General features: G+C 70.1%; 18 protein-coding genes. 9 read left to right on the top strand and 9 right to left on the bottom strand.

The window, feature by feature from the left end:
- Position 1: 1 nt before the first annotated feature.
- Positions 2 to 445: a 50S ribosomal protein L9 gene (gene rplI, locus TCCBUS3UF1_RS10255; protein WP_014516440.1), complete on the top strand. Its 444-nt coding sequence runs from the start codon at positions 2 to 4 to the stop codon at positions 443 to 445.
- Between the two features lie 50 nt (positions 446 to 495).
- Here rplI and TCCBUS3UF1_RS10250 read toward each other — a convergent pair whose 3' ends face one another.
- Complete coding sequence (locus tag TCCBUS3UF1_RS10250) at positions 496 to 1,761, bottom strand: alpha-hydroxy-acid oxidizing protein (RefSeq protein WP_014516439.1); 1,266 nt, start codon at positions 1,759 to 1,761, stop codon at positions 496 to 498.
- Positions 1,762 to 1,822: 61 nt separating this feature from the next.
- On the opposite strand from TCCBUS3UF1_RS10250, the gene TCCBUS3UF1_RS10245 reads away from it, so the two are divergent.
- Positions 1,823 to 2,650 (top strand): SDR family oxidoreductase, encoded by an 828-nt coding sequence (locus tag TCCBUS3UF1_RS10245; RefSeq protein ID WP_014516438.1) that lies wholly within the window; start codon positions 1,823 to 1,825, stop codon positions 2,648 to 2,650.
- On the opposite strand, the gene TCCBUS3UF1_RS10240 is transcribed toward TCCBUS3UF1_RS10245, so the two are convergent.
- Positions 2,647 to 2,841, bottom strand: coding sequence for a hypothetical protein (locus TCCBUS3UF1_RS10240; protein ID WP_041433889.1), 195 nt, complete (start codon positions 2,839 to 2,841; stop codon positions 2,647 to 2,649). The two genes, TCCBUS3UF1_RS10245 and TCCBUS3UF1_RS10240, sit on opposite strands and share 4 nt — an antisense overlap.
- Positions 2,842 to 2,931: 90 nt before the next feature.
- Between TCCBUS3UF1_RS10240 and lipB the strand changes: the two genes are divergently transcribed.
- From lipB to TCCBUS3UF1_RS10220, 4 genes are read left to right on the top strand one after another with little or no spacing between them, the layout of a single operon-like run.
- Positions 2,932 to 3,594, top strand: a complete 663-nt coding sequence (lipB, locus tag TCCBUS3UF1_RS10235) for a lipoyl(octanoyl) transferase LipB (protein WP_155983294.1) — start codon at positions 2,932 to 2,934, stop codon at positions 3,592 to 3,594.
- On the top strand, positions 3,578 to 4,570 hold the full coding sequence (gene lipA, locus TCCBUS3UF1_RS10230; RefSeq protein WP_014516436.1) for a lipoyl synthase: 993 nt from the start codon (positions 3,578 to 3,580) through the stop codon (positions 4,568 to 4,570). The genes lipB and lipA overlap by 17 nt, the downstream gene beginning before the upstream one ends.
- Positions 4,567 to 4,938: a DUF3054 family protein gene (locus TCCBUS3UF1_RS10225; protein WP_014516435.1), complete on the top strand. Its 372-nt coding sequence runs from the start codon at positions 4,567 to 4,569 to the stop codon at positions 4,936 to 4,938. Before lipA ends, TCCBUS3UF1_RS10225 begins: the two co-directional genes overlap by 4 nt.
- Before the next feature lie 9 nt (positions 4,939 to 4,947).
- Complete coding sequence (locus TCCBUS3UF1_RS10220; protein ID WP_014516434.1) at positions 4,948 to 5,817, top strand: NAD(P)-dependent oxidoreductase; 870 nt, start codon at positions 4,948 to 4,950, stop codon at positions 5,815 to 5,817.
- On the opposite strand, the gene lpdA is transcribed toward TCCBUS3UF1_RS10220, so the two are convergent.
- Genes lpdA through TCCBUS3UF1_RS10200 form a run of 4 tightly spaced genes read right to left on the bottom strand, consistent with a single transcriptional unit; the run spans position 5,814 to position 10,676 of the window.
- The gene (lpdA, locus tag TCCBUS3UF1_RS10215) at positions 5,814 to 7,199 is read right to left on the bottom strand and encodes a dihydrolipoyl dehydrogenase (RefSeq protein ID WP_014516433.1); all 1,386 of its coding nucleotides are present in this window, start codon (positions 7,197 to 7,199) and stop codon (positions 5,814 to 5,816) included. The two genes, TCCBUS3UF1_RS10220 and lpdA, sit on opposite strands and share 4 nt — an antisense overlap.
- Positions 7,200 to 7,208: 9 nt before the next feature.
- Positions 7,209 to 8,570, bottom strand: coding sequence for a dihydrolipoamide acetyltransferase family protein (locus tag TCCBUS3UF1_RS10210; protein WP_014516432.1), 1,362 nt, complete (start codon positions 8,568 to 8,570; stop codon positions 7,209 to 7,211).
- A gap of 18 nt (positions 8,571 to 8,588) precedes the next feature.
- Positions 8,589 to 9,563, bottom strand: coding sequence for an alpha-ketoacid dehydrogenase subunit beta (locus TCCBUS3UF1_RS10205; RefSeq protein WP_014516431.1), 975 nt, complete (start codon positions 9,561 to 9,563; stop codon positions 8,589 to 8,591).
- Between the two features lie 9 nt (positions 9,564 to 9,572).
- Positions 9,573 to 10,676 (bottom strand): thiamine pyrophosphate-dependent dehydrogenase E1 component subunit alpha, encoded by a 1,104-nt coding sequence (locus TCCBUS3UF1_RS10200; protein WP_014516430.1) that lies wholly within the window; start codon positions 10,674 to 10,676, stop codon positions 9,573 to 9,575.
- Between the two features lie 130 nt (positions 10,677 to 10,806).
- On the opposite strand from TCCBUS3UF1_RS10200, the gene TCCBUS3UF1_RS10195 reads away from it, so the two are divergent.
- Both TCCBUS3UF1_RS10195 and TCCBUS3UF1_RS10190 read left to right on the top strand, forming a co-directional pair.
- Complete coding sequence (locus TCCBUS3UF1_RS10195) at positions 10,807 to 11,220, top strand: 23S rRNA (pseudouridine(1915)-N(3))-methyltransferase RlmH (RefSeq protein ID WP_014516428.1); 414 nt, start codon at positions 10,807 to 10,809, stop codon at positions 11,218 to 11,220.
- 9 nt (positions 11,221 to 11,229) lie between these two features.
- On the top strand, positions 11,230 to 11,628 hold the full coding sequence (locus TCCBUS3UF1_RS10190) for a metallopeptidase family protein (RefSeq protein ID WP_041433888.1): 399 nt from the start codon (positions 11,230 to 11,232) through the stop codon (positions 11,626 to 11,628).
- Here the strand turns inward: TCCBUS3UF1_RS10190 and TCCBUS3UF1_RS10185 are convergent.
- Genes TCCBUS3UF1_RS10185 through TCCBUS3UF1_RS10175 form a run of 3 tightly spaced genes read right to left on the bottom strand, consistent with a single transcriptional unit; the run spans position 11,573 to position 13,986 of the window.
- The gene (locus TCCBUS3UF1_RS10185) at positions 11,573 to 12,001 is read right to left on the bottom strand and encodes a DUF2203 domain-containing protein (RefSeq protein WP_014516426.1); all 429 of its coding nucleotides are present in this window, start codon (positions 11,999 to 12,001) and stop codon (positions 11,573 to 11,575) included. The genes TCCBUS3UF1_RS10190 and TCCBUS3UF1_RS10185 overlap by 56 nt on opposite strands.
- A gap of 51 nt (positions 12,002 to 12,052) precedes the next feature.
- On the bottom strand, positions 12,053 to 12,940 hold the full coding sequence (locus tag TCCBUS3UF1_RS10180; RefSeq protein ID WP_014516425.1) for a biotin--[acetyl-CoA-carboxylase] ligase: 888 nt from the start codon (positions 12,938 to 12,940) through the stop codon (positions 12,053 to 12,055).
- Positions 12,940 to 13,986, bottom strand: a complete 1,047-nt coding sequence (locus TCCBUS3UF1_RS10175) for a glucose-1-phosphate thymidylyltransferase (RefSeq protein ID WP_014516424.1) — start codon at positions 13,984 to 13,986, stop codon at positions 12,940 to 12,942. The genes TCCBUS3UF1_RS10180 and TCCBUS3UF1_RS10175 overlap by 1 nt, the downstream gene beginning before the upstream one ends.
- A gap of 35 nt (positions 13,987 to 14,021) precedes the next feature.
- Between TCCBUS3UF1_RS10175 and TCCBUS3UF1_RS10170 the strand changes: the two genes are divergently transcribed.
- A complete protein-coding gene (locus TCCBUS3UF1_RS10170; protein ID WP_014516423.1) occupies positions 14,022 to 14,813 on the top strand; it encodes a class I SAM-dependent methyltransferase in 792 nt (263 codons plus the stop codon).
- Positions 14,814 to 14,815 lie beyond the last annotated feature (2 nt).

Genomic DNA, 14,815 nt, shown 5'->3' with positions numbered 1-14,815 from the left:
CGTGAAGGTCATCCTGCTGGAACCCCTGGAGAACCTGGGCGACGTGGGCCAGGTGGTGCGGGTCAAGCCCGGCTACGCCAAGAACTACCTCCTGCCCCGGGGCTTGGCCGTTTTGGCCACCGAGAGCAACCTCAAGGCCCTGGAGGCCAAGATCCGCGCCCAGGCCAAGCGCCTGGCGGAGCGCAAGGCCGAGGCCGAGCGCCTCAAGGAAATCCTGGAGAGCCTTACCCTCACCATCCCGGTGCGGGCGGGGGAGAACAAGATCTACGGCTCCGTGACCGCCAAGGACGTGGCCGAGGCCCTTTCCCGCCAGCACGGCATCACCATCGATCCCAAGCGCCTGGGGCTGGAGCGGCCCATCAAGGAGCTGGGGGAGTACGTCCTCACCTACAAGCCCCACCCCGAGGTGCCCATCCGGCTTAAGGTGAGCGTGGTGGCCCAGTAAGGATGCCCGGCAGGCCGCAAGGGGCGGGGCCTTGGGCCCCGCCCCAGCCTTTAGGGCCCCGGGGCGAGGAGATGGGGGCCTACCTCTTCCAGGCGGCCCACCCCCGAGAGGGCCAAGGTGAGTTCCATCTCCGCCAGGAAGTGGTCCAGAACGGCCTCCACGCCCTCTTCCCCCCGGAGAGCCAGGCCGTAGACGTAGGGCCGCCCGAGCCCCACCGCCTTGGCCCCCAGGGCCAGGGCCTTGACCGCGTCCGCCCCGGTGCGGACGCCGCTATCCATCAGGACCGGCACCCGCCCCTCCACGGCCTGGACGACCCTGGGGAGGGCCTCCAGGGCCGGGAGGCTCCCGTCCACCTGCCGGCCCCCGTGGTTGGACACGTAGATCCCGTCCACCCCTAGGGCCACGGCCCGGGCCGCGTCCTCCGGGTGGAGGATGCCCTTGAGGAGCAGGGGTAGGGGGGTGGCTTCCCGCACCCGGCGCACCTCCTCCCAGGAGAGCTCGGGAAAGGAATAGGTGGCCACGAAGCGGCGCACCGCCCGGAGGAGGCGGCCCAGGCCCCGCACCCCCACCCTGCTTCCCGTCCGGCGCAGGGTCCAAAGGGCCCGGAGGAGGGCCAGGCTCCGTGGGGCCTTGAGGGCAGGCCCTTCCAGGGGCTCGTCCAGGGCGGCCATGAAGGCCGGGTCTGTGAGGTACTGGGCCAGGCCTTGCCCCTTGAGGAAGGGCAGGTGGCCCAGGTCCAGGTCGCGGGGGCGCCATCCCAGCTGGACGGTGTCCACGGTGAGGACCACCCCGGCGCACCCGGCCCTTTGGGCCCGCCGGAGGAAGCTCTCCACCACCCGGGGGTCGCTGGAGTGATAGAGCTGGAAAAAGACCAAGGCCTCCGGGTTCACCGCCCGGGCCGCCTCCACCACCCTTTCTAAGGGGTAGGAGCTCTGGTTGGAGACCATGAAGGGGACCCCCTTCCGGGCGGCGGCCCGCACCGCGGCCAGCTCCCCCAGGGGGTGGGCCAGCTCCAGGACCCCGATGGGGGCCAGGAACAGGGGGGCGGCCCAGGCCTTTCCCCAGACCCTTAGGCCCAGGGCTGGGGGTGGGGCTCCCCGGAGCATCCGGGGAAGGAGGCGGTAGCGGTCAAAGGCCTGGCGGTTTTCCGCCATGGTGCGCTCCAGCCCGGCCCCTCCGGCCACGTAGGCCCAGGCCTCGAGGGACATGCGCCGGCGCGCCGCCTCGGCCAACGCCTCGGGATGGACGGGCACCGGGGGTTTTTCTCCCCAAAGCCCTGCCAGGTAGATCCTTTGCTGCACCTTTCTACCCCACATGTGGCCTCCGGTTTGCCCAGGATTGTACGTCCAAGGCGGGAAAAAGGTAAACTGGGTGTAAATGGCGCGGGCGGTTCTGGTCACGGGGGCGGGAAGCGGCATCGGCCTGGCCACCGCCCACCTGTTGGCCCAAAGGGGTTACCGGGTCTACGGCGGGGTGCGGCGGGAGGAGGACGGGGTGAGGCTGAGGGGCCTGGGGGTGGAGCCCCTCCTTCTGGACGTGACCCGGGAGGAGGACCTCCTGCGGGCCCGGGAAGCCCTGGCCGAGGAGGGGCTTTACGCCCTGGTGGCCAACGCCGGGGTGGCGGTGGCGGGGCCTTTAGAGCTGGTGCCCCTCCCCGCCTTCCGCGAGGCCCTGGAGGTGAACGTCCTGGGGGCCTTCGCCTCGGTGAAGGCCTTTTTGCCCCTCCTGCGGCGGAGCCGGGGAAGGGTGGTCCTCATGGGCTCGGTGTCCGGCCTGGTGGCCCTGCCCCTCATGGGGCCTTACGCGGCCAGCAAGTTCGCCCTCGAGGCCCTGGCCGATGCCCTCCGGGTGGAGCTTTTGCCCTTTGGGGTGCGGGTGGTCCTGGTGGAGCCGGGTTCCGTGGCCACCCCCATCTGGGAGCGCTCCCTGCGCCGGGCAGAAGGGTACCTGGAGCCCCCGCCCCCGGGCACGGAAGGGGTCTATGGCCGCTACCTGGAAACAGCCCGGAGGCTGGCGCAAAGAAGCGCCCAAAGGGGGCTTCCCCCGGAGCGGGTGGCCCAGGCGGTGCGGGAGGCCCTGGAAACCCCCCACCCCAAGGCCCGCTACCTGGTGGCCCACCCCGCCCGGGCCCGGGAGACCCTTCTCCTCCGCCTCCTGCCCCCGGGCCTCCGGGACCGGCTCGTGGCCCGCTTCCTCGGGGCCTAGTCCGCCAGCTCCACCGCCGCCAGGAAGACCAGGTGGCCTTCCCGCTTCTCCAGGCGGGCCTCGAGGGCCTTCACCGGCAGGTGCCGCCTGAGGACCCCGAGCACCTCGTCCATGAGGCGCTCGGCCAGGCCGGGTTCCAGGGTCTCCGGGGCCAGCTCCAGGAGCATCTCCAGCCGGGTTTCCAGGTCCATGGTCTTAGTGTTGGGCGCCCCCGTCAGGCCCCGGTCAGGTTTGTGGCCTTCCCCTTGGAGCCCCTGCCTCCCTGGCGTATGCTTAGGGGCGTGGAGTTCCTGGTGGAGGACTTGGGCCTCCTTCCCTACGGGGAAGCCTGGGCCTACCAGAAGGCGGTGCACCGGGAGGTGGCCAAGGGGGAACGCCCTCCCACCCTTCTCCTCCTGGAGCACCCCCGGGTCATCACCCTGGGGCGGAAGGCCACGGGGGAGAACCTCCTCTTCCCCGAAAGCTGGTATTGGGAGAACGGGTTTGCCCTCTACTGGGTGGAGCGGGGCGGGGACGTGACCTACCACGGCCCGGGGCAGCTGGTGGGCTACCCCATCTTCCCCGTGGGCCGGGAGGTGCGCCGCTTCCTGCGCCAGCTGGAGGAGGCCATCGTCCGGGTGGCGGCGGCCTACGGCATCCAGGCCCAGCCCAGCCCCGGCTACGCTGGGGTCTGGGTGGGGGAGGACAAGCTTTGCGCCATCGGGGTGGCGGTGAAGGAGGAGGTGAGCTTCCACGGCTTCGCCCTGAACGTCTCCACGGACCTGAACGATTTTTCCGTCATCGTCCCCTGCGGCCTCAAGGGCAAGGGGGTTACCTCCTTGGAGCGCCTCCTGGGCCGCAAGGTGCCCATGCCCGAGGTCAAGGAGCGGGTGGTGGCCGCCTTGGCCGAGGTCTTCGGCCTCACCCCCAGGTGGAAAGGAGCGCGGCATGAAGCCCAAGTTTGAAACCGTGGAACTTCTCTCCCCCAACGGGGAGGTGGTGGAGCTCAAGGTGGTCAAGCGGGGCCTGGCCCAGGTCCGGCCCGAGCCCATAGACCGCCACAAGCCCGCCTGGCTCCGGGCCACCCTGCCCACGGGGGCCCGTTACCAGGCCCTGAAGCAGACGGTAGAGGAGCTTCGCCTCCACACCGTCTGCCAGGAGGCCCTCTGCCCCAACGTGGGGGAGTGCTGGACCCACGGCACCCTCACGGTGATGATCCTGGGGGATATCTGCACCCGGGCCTGCAAGTTTTGTGCCGTGCACACAGGGAACCCCAAAGGCCTCGTGGACCTCGAGGAGCCCCTTCGGGTGGCGGAGGCCATCGCCCGCCTGGGCATCCGCTACGTGGTCCTCACCAGCGTGGACCGGGATGACCTGCCCGACGGAGGGGCCGCCCAGTTTGCCGCCACCATCCGCGCCATCAAGGAAAAGGCCCCAGGGGTCCTGGTGGAGGCCCTCACCCCCGACTTCCAGGGGGACCTCAAGGCGGTGGAAACCGTCCTGGACGCTTCCCCAGAGGTCTATGCCCAGAACCTGGAAACCGTGCGCCGCCTCACCCCCAAGGTGCGGGACCCGCGGGCGGGGTACGAGCAGACCCTACGGGTCCTGGCCCACGCCAAGCGGTACCGTCCCGGGGTCCTCACCAAGAGCAGCCTCATGCTGGGCCTTGGGGAAACGGAGGAGGAGATCCTGGAGGCCATGCGGGACCTGAGGGCCGCGGGGGTGGACATCCTCACCCTGGGCCAGTACCTGCGGCCCACCCCGGCCCACCTGCCCGTGGAACGCTATGTGCCCCCCGAGGACTTCAAGAGGTACGAGGCCTGGGGGTATGGGCTGGGCTTCCGGGAGGTCTTTTCCGGGCCCTTGGTGCGGAGCTCCTACCGGGCGGACCGGGTCTTCCTCGAGGCCACCGCCCACCCAGGGCCTAAAATGGGGCCATGACCAGGGAGCGCAGGTCCTTCCCATCCCTCTTCCTCCTGGACCTCCTGGCCCTCCTCCTCTTCGCCGGGACGGGCCTCGCCTCCCACGGCCAGGCCCTCACCCTGGCGGGGCTTGCCCGCAACGTCCTCCCCGTGCTCTTCGTCTGGCTCCTCCTGGCCCCCTTCCTCGGCACCTACCGCAGGCCCACCTGGGCCAACCTCCTCCTCTCCTGGCTCCTTGCCCTGCCCGCGGGGCTTTGGCTGCGGCAGATGGTCCTTGGGGGCAGTTTTGGCCCCGGGTTCTTCGTCTTCCTGGGGGTGGCCATGGGCTTTAGCCTTCTTTTCCTCCTGGGCTTGAGGGGCCTCGCCAAGCTCCTGCGCCTCTGGTAAAAAGGGGGCATGGAAAAGGTGGCCTTCCTCGGACTGGGGGCCATGGGCTACCCCATGGCCGGGCACCTGGCGCGGCGTTTCCCCACCCTGGTCTGGAACCGGACCTTCGCCAAGGCCCTCAGGCACCAGGAGGAGTTCGGCTCCCAGGCCGTGCCCTTGGAGCGGGTGGCCGAGGCGGGGGTGATCTTCACCTGCCTGCCCACCACCAAGGAGGTGGTGGAGGTGGCCGAGGCCCTCCTGCCCCACCTGCGGCCCGGAACCTACTGGGTGGACGCCACCAGCGGCGAGCCCGAGGCCAGCCGCAGGCTGGCGGAGCGCCTTGGGGCCCAGGGGGTTACCTACCTGGACGCCCCCGTTTCCGGCGGGACCCTGGGGGCGGCCCGGGGCACCCTTACGGTGATGCTAGGGGGTCCCGAGGAGGCGGTGGAGCGGGTGAGGCCTTACCTGGCCTACGCCGGCAAGGTGGTCCACGTGGGGCCCGTGGGGGCGGGGCATGCGGTCAAGGCCATCAACAACGCCCTCCTGGCGGTGAACCTCTGGGCCGCGGGGGAGGGGCTTTTGGCCCTGGTGGGCCAGGGGGTTTCCGCCGAGAAGGCCCTCGAGGTCATCAACGCCTCCTCGGGCCGCTCCAACGCCACGGAAAACCTCATCCCCGAGCGGGTCCTGACCCGGGCCTTCCCCAAGACCTTCGCCCTGGGCCTTCTGGTCAAGGACCTGGGCATCGCCATGGGGGTGCTGGAGGGGGCCAAGGACCCGAGCCCCCTCCTCCGCCTGACCCGGGAACTTTACGAGGCGGCCAAGCGGGAACTGGGTCCCGAGGCCGACCACGTGGAGGCCCTGAAGCTTTTGGAGCGCTGGGGCGGACGGGAGATCCGCTAGCGGTTCAGGATGTGGACCGCCTGCTTGTGCAGGGCCTCCGCCGCCTCCATGAGCCCCTCGGAGAGGGTAGGGTGGGCGTGGACGGTGAGGGCCAGGTCCGCCACCGTGGCTCCCATTTCCAGGGCCAGGGTGGCCTCGGCGATGAGCTCCCCCGCCTGGGGCCCCACGATGAAGACCCCCAGCAAGAGGTCGCTCTCCTCGTCCCCCACCACCTTGATGAGCCCTTCCGCCCCCCCCAGGGTAAGGGCCCGACCAGAAGCGGAGAGGGGAAACCGCCCCACCTTGACCTTGTACCCGGCCCGCTTCGCCGCCTCCTCCGTGAGGCCTACCCCGGCCCACTCGGGGGAGGTATAGACCACGCTGGGGATCTGGTAGTCAAAGAAGGCGTTCTTCCCAGCGGCGTTTTCCGCGGCCACGATCCCCTCCTTCATGGCCTTGTGGGCCAGGAGGGGGGGGCCGGCCACGTCGCCGATGGCGTAGACCCCGGGCACGGAGGTTTCCATCCGGCCGTTCACCCGGACGAAGCCCCGCTCGTCCAGGGCGATCCCCAAGGCCTCCAGGCCCAGGCCCTGGGTGCGGGGCCTCCGGCCCACGGCCACCAGGATCCGGTCCACCACCAGCGTTTCCTCCTCCCCCCCTTGGGCGGGCTGGAGGCGGACGTGGAGGCCATCCGCCCGCCGCTCGTAGCCGGTGGCCTTGGTCCCGGTGCGCACCCGTAGGCCCTCCTTCTCCAGGGCCTTGCGCAACAGGGCCGCGGTTTCCCCCTCGCCGGCGGGGAGGATTTCCGGCATGTACTCAATGAGGGTGACCTCGCTCCCCAGGCGGCGGTAGATCTGGCCGAACTCCAGCCCCACCGCCCCGCCCCCGATCACCAGGAGGCGCTTGGGGAGGCCTTCTTCCACCCTGAGGGCCCGGGTGGAGTCCCAGACCTCCTCCCCGAAGGGGAAGCCCGGAAGGGGAGCGGGCTCGCTCCCCGTGGCCAGAATGAGGCTTTTGGCCCCGTAGCGCTCCCCGTTCACCTCCACCTCTTTGGGGCCCGTGAGGCGGGCGAAGCCCCGCACCAGCTCCACCTTGTTCCCCTTGAGAAGGCCGGCCACCCCCCCGGTGAGCCGCTTCACCACGCTTTCCCGCCAGCCGCCAAGCCGATCCAGGTCCACCTCGGGCTTGGCCTTGACCCCGAAGCCCTCCGCCACCTTCAGGTGGTGCAGGGTTTCCGCCGCATGCAGGAGGGCTTTGGTGGGGATGCACCCCACGTTGAGGCACACCCCGCCCACCTCGGCGGCCTCCACCGCCAAGACCCTAAGCCCCAGCTGGGCCCCCCGGATGGCCGCGTGGTACCCGCCGGGTCCGGTGCCGATCACGATCAGGTCGTAGGTTTTCATGGCGTCCTCCTACATTTCCAGGAGGAGAACCTCGGGGTTCTCCAAAAGCCGGATCACCTCCCGGGTGAACCTGGCCGCCTCGGCCCCGTCCACCAGGCGGTGGTCAAAGGAAAGGGAGAGGTACATGATGTCCCGGGCCTGGATGGAGCCATCGGGCATGACCCAGGGGCGCTTGCGGATGGAGTGCACCCCCAGGATGGCGGCCTCGGGAAGGTTGATGATGGGGAAGCTCAGGGTGGCCCCCACGGAGCCGATGTTGGTAATGGTGAAGGTGGAGCCCGTCACCTCCTCAGGGGAAAGCCGCCCCTCCCGGGCCTTGGCCGAGAGCTCGGTGATCTCCTGGGCGAGTTCCAGGATGCTTTTCCGGTCCGCATCCCGCAACACGGGGACGATGAGCCCCCGTTCCGTGGCCACGGCTAGGCCCAGGTGGTAGTAGCGCTTGTAGACGATCTCCTGCCGCTCCTCGTCCAGGCTGGCGTTGAGCATGGGGAACTTCTTCAGGGCCCGCACCACCGCCTTGGCGATGAAGGGCAGGTAGGTGAGCCTTACCCCCTGGCGCTCGGCCTCGGGCTTCAGGCGCTCCCGCAGGGCCACCAGCTCCGTGAGGTCGGCCTCGTCCACGTTGAGGGTGCGCACGGTGTAGAGGTGGCTTTGCCAGAGGCCATGGGCGATGGTGCGGCGGATTCCCCTTAGGGGGACGCGCTCCTCCAGCCCCTCGTACCCCTTGGGGGGGGTGTACCGGGGCGGGGGAGGGAAGCCTGGAGGGAGGCTGGGGGCCTCCTTGGGGGCTTCCTGGGGGGGTGGGGCTGGCCTCGAGGCCCCCTGCTTGGCGGCGTAAGCCCGCACGTCCTCCACCCGCACCCTTCCTAAGGGCCCGGAGCCGGGCACGGCCTCTATGGGGATCCCTAGCTCCCGGGCCAGCTTGCGGGCGGCGGGGACGGCCAGGACCCGCCCCCCGGGACCCTTAGGCGCTTCGGGGGTAGGGGGGGTGGAGAGGAAGGGGTTTTTCACCGCCACCTGGGTGGGGTCGGGCTTGAAGAGGGAGAGGTCCTCCTTTTCCTCCTTGGCGGGCAACCCCGGCTCCACGATGGAGCGCTCCTCCCGGGCCTGCACAGGGGGTTCCACCCCTTCCCCCGGCTCGGCGAGGAGGGCGATAGGGGCGTGGACCTTGACCACCTCCCCCTCCCTCGCCAGCTTTTTCACCAGCACCCCTTCGTAGGGGGAGGGGAGCTCCACCGTCACCTTGTCCGTCATCACCTCCACGAAGGGTTGGTCCTTCTTGAGGTAGTCCCCTTCCGCCACCAGCCACTTGAGGATCTCGCCTTCCACCACGCTTTCGGCGAGTTCGGGCATGAGGATTTCCTTGGGCATAGGCCTCCTTAGGGCACGTCAGTAGTCTAACGCCCGCTTGGCCGCGTTCAGGATGCGGGTGACGGTGGGCAGGTAGAGCTTGTCCTGGGCGTAGGGGTAGGGGGTGTCAAAGCCCGCCACCCGGATGGGGGGGGCGAGGAGGAGGTCCAGGATGTCCTCGGCGATGGTGGCGGCCACCTCGCTGATGAAACTAGCGTGGCGGGGGGCATCGGAGACCAGGACCACCCGCCCCGTCTTGGCCACGGACTCCATCACCGCCCCATGGTCCCAGGGCATGAGGGTCCTGAGGTCCAGGACCTCGGCGGAAACCCCCGCTTTGGCCAGCTCCTCCGCCGCCTGCAAGACCTCGGGCATCACCGCGCCGTAGCCGATCAGGGTAATGTCCTTCCCCTCCCGCCTCAGGGCCGCCTGGCCCAGGGGCAGGACGTAGTCCTCCTCGGGTACCTCCTCCTTGAGCGAGCGGTAGAGGCGCTTGGGCTCCAGGAAGACGACGGGGTCCTCGTCCCGGATGGCGGCCTTGAGAAGTCCCTTGGCGTCGTAGGGGGTAGAGACGGCCACCACCTTGAGCCCGGCGGTGTGGACGAAGTGGGCCTCGGGGCTTTGCGAGTGGTGGTGCCCGCCCCTGACCCCACCCCCGGAGGGCATGCGCACCACCATGGGGGCGGTGAACTGTCCCCCGGAGCGGTAGCGGAGCTTGGCCGCCTGGCTCACCAGCTGGTCAAAGCCGGGGAAGATGTAGTCGGCGAACTGGATCTCCGCCACGGGCCTCAGGCCGTGGGCGGCCATGCCCAGGGCCGCCCCCACGATGGCCGCCTCGGAAAGGGGGGTGTCCATGACCCGGTCGGGGCCGTACTTCTGTAAGAGGCCCTCCGTCACCAGGAAGACCCCACCCCGCTTGCCCACGTCCTCCCCCAGGACCACCACCCGGGGGTCTTGGGCCATCTCCTCGTCCAGGGCCCGGTTCAGGGCCTGCACCATGGTCATGAGGGCCATGGCTACCTCCTAGAGTTCCTCCCGGAGGAGGGCTTCCTGGCGCTTTAGGTGCCAGGGCTTCTCGGCGAACACGTCCTCCAGCATCCACTCCGGGGGTACGGGCCCAGCCTCCTCGGCCTCCTTCAAGCCCCGTTCCAGCTCGGCGCGGATCTCCTCCTTCAGGTCCTCCTCCCACTCCAGGTTCCAGAGGCCTTGGGCCTCGAGGAACCGCTGGAACCGCCCGATGGGGTCCCGCTTCCGCCAGGCCTCCACCTCCTCCCTGGGGCGGTAGCGGGTGTCGTCGTCGGCGGAGGAGTGGGGGCCGTAGCGGTAGACCCGGAGTTCCACCAGGCTCGGCCCCCCGCCCATGCGGGCCCGCTCCACCGCCTCCTTCACCACGTAGTAGGCGGCCAGGACGTCCATCCCGTCCACCAGGTAGCCGGGGATGCCGAAGGCATGGGCCTTGTCGGCCAGGGTGGGGCTTGCCGTCTGGTGGCGGTAGTCCACGCTGATGGCGTAGAAGTTGTTCTCGGCGATGAAGACCGCGGGGGCTCCCTGCACGGCGGCGAAGTTGATGCCGGCGTACCAGTCCCCCTCGCTGGTGGCCCCGTCCCCGAAGGTGCAGACCGCCACCTGGCCGGTGCGCAGGAGCTTCATGCTGATGGCGGCCCCGGCGGCAGGGGGGACGTGGGAGGCGATGGGACTGGCCACGGTGAAGTAGTGGAGGGCCTTGGAGCCGGGGTGCTCGGGCATCTGGCGGCCCTTGTTGGGGTCGGCCTGGGTGGCCAGCATCTGGCCGAAGAGCTCCTTGGGGGGGATGCCCAGGGCCAGGGCCAGGCCGTGGTCCCGGTAGTAGGGGAAGACCCAGTCAAACCCCCGCCGGATGGCGTGGGCGATGGCCACCTGGGCGGCCTCGTGGCCGGCGGCGGGGGCGATGAAGCTGGTCTTGCCGGTGCGGATGAGGATGGTGTAGCGCTCGTCCAGCATCCGGGCCGCCAGCATGTCCCGGTAGAGGCGGCGCAGCTTTTCTTCCTCTAGGTCCAGGGGGAAATCCCCAAGCCACTCTCCCTTTTCCCCGATGAGCCTTATGGGCTCTGGGGTAAAGGGCTGGAACCGGTGGGTGTCCTTTACCATAAACCCTCCTTGCCGGCGCTTGTGGCGCCTCGAGCCCGCCCTGGGTAAGGGCCTGGGGGCTCTTTCGGGGTGGGGCTTGGTCCCACTTTCCCTTCGCCCCTGAGTATACCCTGGGGTTAGGCTAAGGCCTATGCGGCTTCGGGTGGTGGCGGTGGGCAAGCCCCGGCTGGCCTACGCCCGGCTAGGGGTGGAGGAGTACGCGGGCAGGATCGGGCGGTATGCCCCTTTGGAACTCCTCTTCGTCAAAGAGGCTAAGGACCTCCTGGCCAAGGCCGAGGGCCACCGCCGGGTGGTCCTGGACGAGCGGGGCAGGCTGTTTTCCACCCCCGAACTCCTCCGGCTCCTAAAGGGGTGGGAAGGGGAGCGGGTGGCCTTCCTGGTGGGCGGGGCGGAAGGGCATCCCGAGGCGGTGCGGCGGGAGGCGGACCTCCTCCTTTCCCTCTCCCCCCTGACCCTGCAGCACGAGCTGGCCCTTTTGGTCCTCCTGGAGCAGCTCTACCGCCTCCTCACCCTAAGGGCCGGCCACCCTTACCATCGGCCTTGAGGGGGCGGTATGACCTACGAGGCCTTCCTGGAGTTGGTGGCCCGGCTTTGGGACGAGATCCCCAAGGCCTTCAAGCGGGGGGTGCAGGGGGTGCACGTCCTGCCCCAGGCCAAGGGGGAGCCGGGCCTGGAAGGGGTATGGCGGCTTGGGGAGTACCTGGACCCCGGGCCCCCTTCGGCCCTGGGGGGGTTTGAGGGCTTGGGGCGGCACATCGCCCTCTACTACGGCTCCTTCCACCAGGTGGCCGGCCCTGGTTTTGACTGGGAAGGGGAGGTGTGGGAGACCCTGTTGCACGAGCTTCGCCACCACCTGGAGTCCCTGGCGGGCCGGGACGAGCTAGTGCGGGAGGACCTTAGGCGCCTGGACGCTTTTCGCCGGGGTGGGCAGGGGGAAGGGGGAGGCCGCTAGGGGCTTCCCCCAGGGGGCGGCGCTGGGCGAACCCCCCGGAGAGGGGGTGGTAGTGGGCCACCTCCGGCTCCCCCTCCTGCCAGCAGAGGAAGACCACCTCCCCCCCCAGCCGGGCAGGGAAGTCCACCAGGCCCCGTTCCAGGTCTTTGAGGAAGACCCCCAAGGAGGCCAGGTACCGGGCATCCGCCTCCAGGGAGCCGAGGAGGAAGCGGGCCTCCTCCTCCAGGGCCCGCCGCTCCAGGCCCCGGGCCTCGGGAAGCCTTCTTTGTACTTCCCTTAGCCCTTCCTGGGCCTGCCGCATCTGGGAGAGGACCCGCCGCAGCTCGGGGAGGAGGGCATCGGCCTCTTCCTTGGTGAAGATGCGGGCCAACATACCTGACCCTATCCTAGCACAGAGGATGAGGGAAATCTAAGCCTGGGGCACTCAATCCTGGGGGCGGAGGAGCTCCACCTCCCCTGCCCCCACCCGGACCCCCCCCACGCGGAGGCTCCCGTCGGGGAGGAGGTCCTCGGCCACGCCCTCCACGGGGCCCCTGGGGGTGTGGACCCGCACCCTCCGCCCCAGGGTGTAGGAGGCCCTTCGGTAGCGCTGGAGGAGGGCTTCCGGCTCCTCCAAGAGGGGGAGGAGGGCTTCCAGCCGCTCCAGAAAGGCCTCCAGGGCCTCCCTCCGGGAGAAGGGGGAGAACTCGGCCAGGGCCGCAGCCCCCGCAGGGGCCCAGGCTGCGTTTATCCCCACTCCCAGGAGGGCGTAGGCCACCTCCTCCCCCTCGGCCTTGGCCTCCAGGAGGATCCCCGCCAGCTTGCGACCGTCGGGGGCCAGGAGGTCGTTGGGCCACTTGAGCCCCCCCACGCCCAGGGCTTCCCAAAGGGCCAGGCCCGCGAGAAGGGGGAGAAGCCCCAAGGCAGGGAGGGGCAGCCTGGGCCGCAGGAGGAGGGAGAAGGTGAGGCTTGCCCCGGGGCGGCTCTCCCAGGGCCTCCCTTGCCGCCCCCGGCCCCGTTCCTGCACCTCGGCCAGGACCAGGGCGCCTTCGGGGGCCCCCTCCTCCGCCCAGGCCCGGAGGACGTCCTGGGTGCTGCCCACCCGGCCCAGGTAGCGGTAAGGGGTTCCCAGCCTGCCCCGGGGGTGGAAGAGGTGGGGGAGGGGGGTGCCGGGCTGGATGCGGTACCCCTTGCGGCCCACCTCCACGGGGAAGCCCTCCGCCTTTAGGGCCTTGGCCTCCTTGGCCACCGCGGCTCGGCTTACCCCGAGCCGCTTACCCAGGGCCTCGCCGCTTTGGTAGGCCTCGGTGAGGAGGGGGAGGAGGCCGGCCATCAGGCCAGTTCCACCTGGGAGAGGTCCCCCAGGATGAGGCGGTGGGCCCGGGGGAGGCCGTGGCGGCTTTGGACCTTCGCCCCTACCCCCAGGATGCTCTCCTGCAGGCGCAAGGCCACGTCCTCCAACACGGCGTAGTCCTCCAGGATGGAGTACTCCACCTCCGAGCGCATCACCCTGGCCCCGGGTCCCAAGGAGGTAAAGGGGCCGATGTAGGCGCCTTCCACCACCGCCCCCTCCCCGATGAAGGCCGGCCCGATGACCGTGCTCCCCACCACCCGGGCCCCTGGGGCCACCACCACCCGCCCGGTAAGGGCGCTCCCTTCCACCTCGCCCTCCACTTTGGGCAGGAGCTCCTCCAGGAGGAGGCGGTTGGCGTCCAGGAGGTCCCTGGGCCGGCCCGTATCCTTCCACCAGCCCTCCACCTCCACCCCCACCACCTCTAGGCCCCGGTCGATAAGGCCCTGGATGGCGTCGGTGATCTCGTACTCCCCCCGGGCCGAGGGCTTGAGGTCCTGGATGACCTCGAGGACCTCCGGGGTGAAGACGTAGACCCCGGCCACGGCCAGGTCCGAGGGGGGGTCCTTGGGCTTTTCCAGAAGGCGCACGATCCGCTTCCCTTCCAGCACCGCCACCCCGAACTGCCTGGGGTCTTCCACCCGCACCAGGGCGATGACCGCGCTCACCCCTTGGCGGAAGGCCTCGAGGAAGGGACGGATCCCCTTTTGGAAGAGGTTGTCCCCCAGGTAGAGGACGAAGGGGCTATCCCCCAGGAACCCTCGGGCCACGGCCACCGCATGGGCCAGGCCCTGGGGCTCCTCCTGGAGGACGTAGCGCACGGGGTAGCCGGCCAGGGCTTCTTGGATGTCTTTTCCCGTCTCCGGGGAGACCACCACCCCGATCTCCTCCACCCCGGCTTCCAGGAGGTTTTCCACCGCGTAGTGGATGATGGGCCGCCCCGCCACCCGGATCACGGGCTTGGGACGGGTGTGGGTGAGGGGGCGGAGGCGGGTGCCCCGCCCTGCGGCCAGGATCAGGCCCTTCATGGGGGGAAGTATACCCAAGTACAATAAGGGGGGACATGTCCAACGCCCTTACCCGGGTGGCCTACGCCTACGACCGCCTCCGGGCCTACCCGCCGGAGGTGGCAGGCCGCATCGCCACTGCCCTGGCCGCGGCCCTTCAGGGGAAGGGGGAAGACCCCGTACTCCTGGAACTGGGGGTGGGTACGGGGCGCATCGCCCTTCCCCTCATCGCCCGGGGGTACCGCTACCTGGCCCTGGACAAGGACCCCGCCATGCTGGAGGTCCTGCGGCAGAAGATCGCGGGGGCGGCCCGGAAGGTCCAGCTCCTGGAGGCGGACGCCCGGGCCATCCCCCTGCCCGACGAGAGCGTGCACGGGGTCATCGTGGTCCACTTCTGGCACCTCCTCCCCGACTGGCCCCGGGCCCTGGCCGAGGCCTTGAGGGTTCTGAGGCCCGGGGGGGTGCTCCTGGAAGGGTGGGACCAGGTGGAGGCCGAGGAGGAGTGGGCCCTGCAGGAACGCTGGCGGGCCCTGGTGGAGGCGGAAGGGATCCGGGTGGAGCGGGGCCTGCACCGAAGGCGCCTGGCGGAGGTGGAGGAGGCCCTGCGGCGCCTGGGCCTAAGGCCCAAGGCCCGCCAGGTGGTGGCCTGGCGGGAGGAACGCTCCCTAAGGGAGGCCCTGGAGGCCCTGGAGGAGCGGCTTTACTCCTTCACCCAAGGGGTGCCCCCGGAGGTCCACAGGCGGGTCATGCCCCGGCTCAAGGCCTGGGCCGAGGAGGCCTTGGGCCCCTTGGACCGCACCTTCCCCGTGGCCAAGAGTTTCCACCTGCGCACCTCCCGCCTGGGCTAGGG

Source organism: Thermus sp. CCB_US3_UF1, assembly GCF_000236585.1.
Taxonomy (GTDB): domain Bacteria; phylum Deinococcota; class Deinococci; order Deinococcales; family Thermaceae; genus Thermus.
Note: the sequence above shows the minus strand (reverse complement) of the source record. Positions and strands in the feature narration are given on the sequence as shown.

Bases quoted from the DNA above. Each gene is read 5' to 3' on its own strand.
- TCCBUS3UF1_RS10210 (WP_014516432.1), bottom strand. From the start codon at position 8,570: ATGCCCAAGGAAATCCTCATGCCCGAACTCGCCGAAAGCGTGGTGGAA.
- TCCBUS3UF1_RS10180 (WP_014516425.1), bottom strand. From the start codon at position 12,940: ATGGCCGGCCTCCTCCCCCTCCTCACCGAGGCCTACCAAAGCGGCGAG.
- TCCBUS3UF1_RS10205 (WP_014516431.1), bottom strand. From the start codon at position 9,563: ATGGCCCTCATGACCATGGTGCAGGCCCTGAACCGGGCCCTGGACGAG.
- TCCBUS3UF1_RS10250 (WP_014516439.1), bottom strand. From the start codon at position 1,761: ATGTGGGGTAGAAAGGTGCAGCAAAGGATCTACCTGGCAGGGCTTTGG.
- TCCBUS3UF1_RS10240 (WP_041433889.1), bottom strand. From the start codon at position 2,841: ATGGACCTGGAAACCCGGCTGGAGATGCTCCTGGAGCTGGCCCCGGAG.
- TCCBUS3UF1_RS10170 (WP_014516423.1), top strand. From the start codon at position 14,022: ATGTCCAACGCCCTTACCCGGGTGGCCTACGCCTACGACCGCCTCCGG.
- TCCBUS3UF1_RS10185 (WP_014516426.1), bottom strand. From the start codon at position 12,001: ATGTTGGCCCGCATCTTCACCAAGGAAGAGGCCGATGCCCTCCTCCCC.
- TCCBUS3UF1_RS10225 (WP_014516435.1), top strand. From the start codon at position 4,567: ATGACCAGGGAGCGCAGGTCCTTCCCATCCCTCTTCCTCCTGGACCTC.
- TCCBUS3UF1_RS10195 (WP_014516428.1), top strand. From the start codon at position 10,807: ATGCGGCTTCGGGTGGTGGCGGTGGGCAAGCCCCGGCTGGCCTACGCC.
- TCCBUS3UF1_RS10245 (WP_014516438.1), top strand. From the start codon at position 1,823: ATGGCGCGGGCGGTTCTGGTCACGGGGGCGGGAAGCGGCATCGGCCTG.
- TCCBUS3UF1_RS10190 (WP_041433888.1), top strand. From the start codon at position 11,230: ATGACCTACGAGGCCTTCCTGGAGTTGGTGGCCCGGCTTTGGGACGAG.
- lpdA (WP_014516433.1), bottom strand. From the start codon at position 7,199: ATGAAAACCTACGACCTGATCGTGATCGGCACCGGACCCGGCGGGTAC.
- TCCBUS3UF1_RS10200 (WP_014516430.1), bottom strand. From the start codon at position 10,676: ATGGTAAAGGACACCCACCGGTTCCAGCCCTTTACCCCAGAGCCCATA.
- lipA (WP_014516436.1), top strand. From the start codon at position 3,578: ATGAAGCCCAAGTTTGAAACCGTGGAACTTCTCTCCCCCAACGGGGAG.
- TCCBUS3UF1_RS10220 (WP_014516434.1), top strand. From the start codon at position 4,948: ATGGAAAAGGTGGCCTTCCTCGGACTGGGGGCCATGGGCTACCCCATG.
- TCCBUS3UF1_RS10175 (WP_014516424.1), bottom strand. From the start codon at position 13,986: ATGAAGGGCCTGATCCTGGCCGCAGGGCGGGGCACCCGCCTCCGCCCC.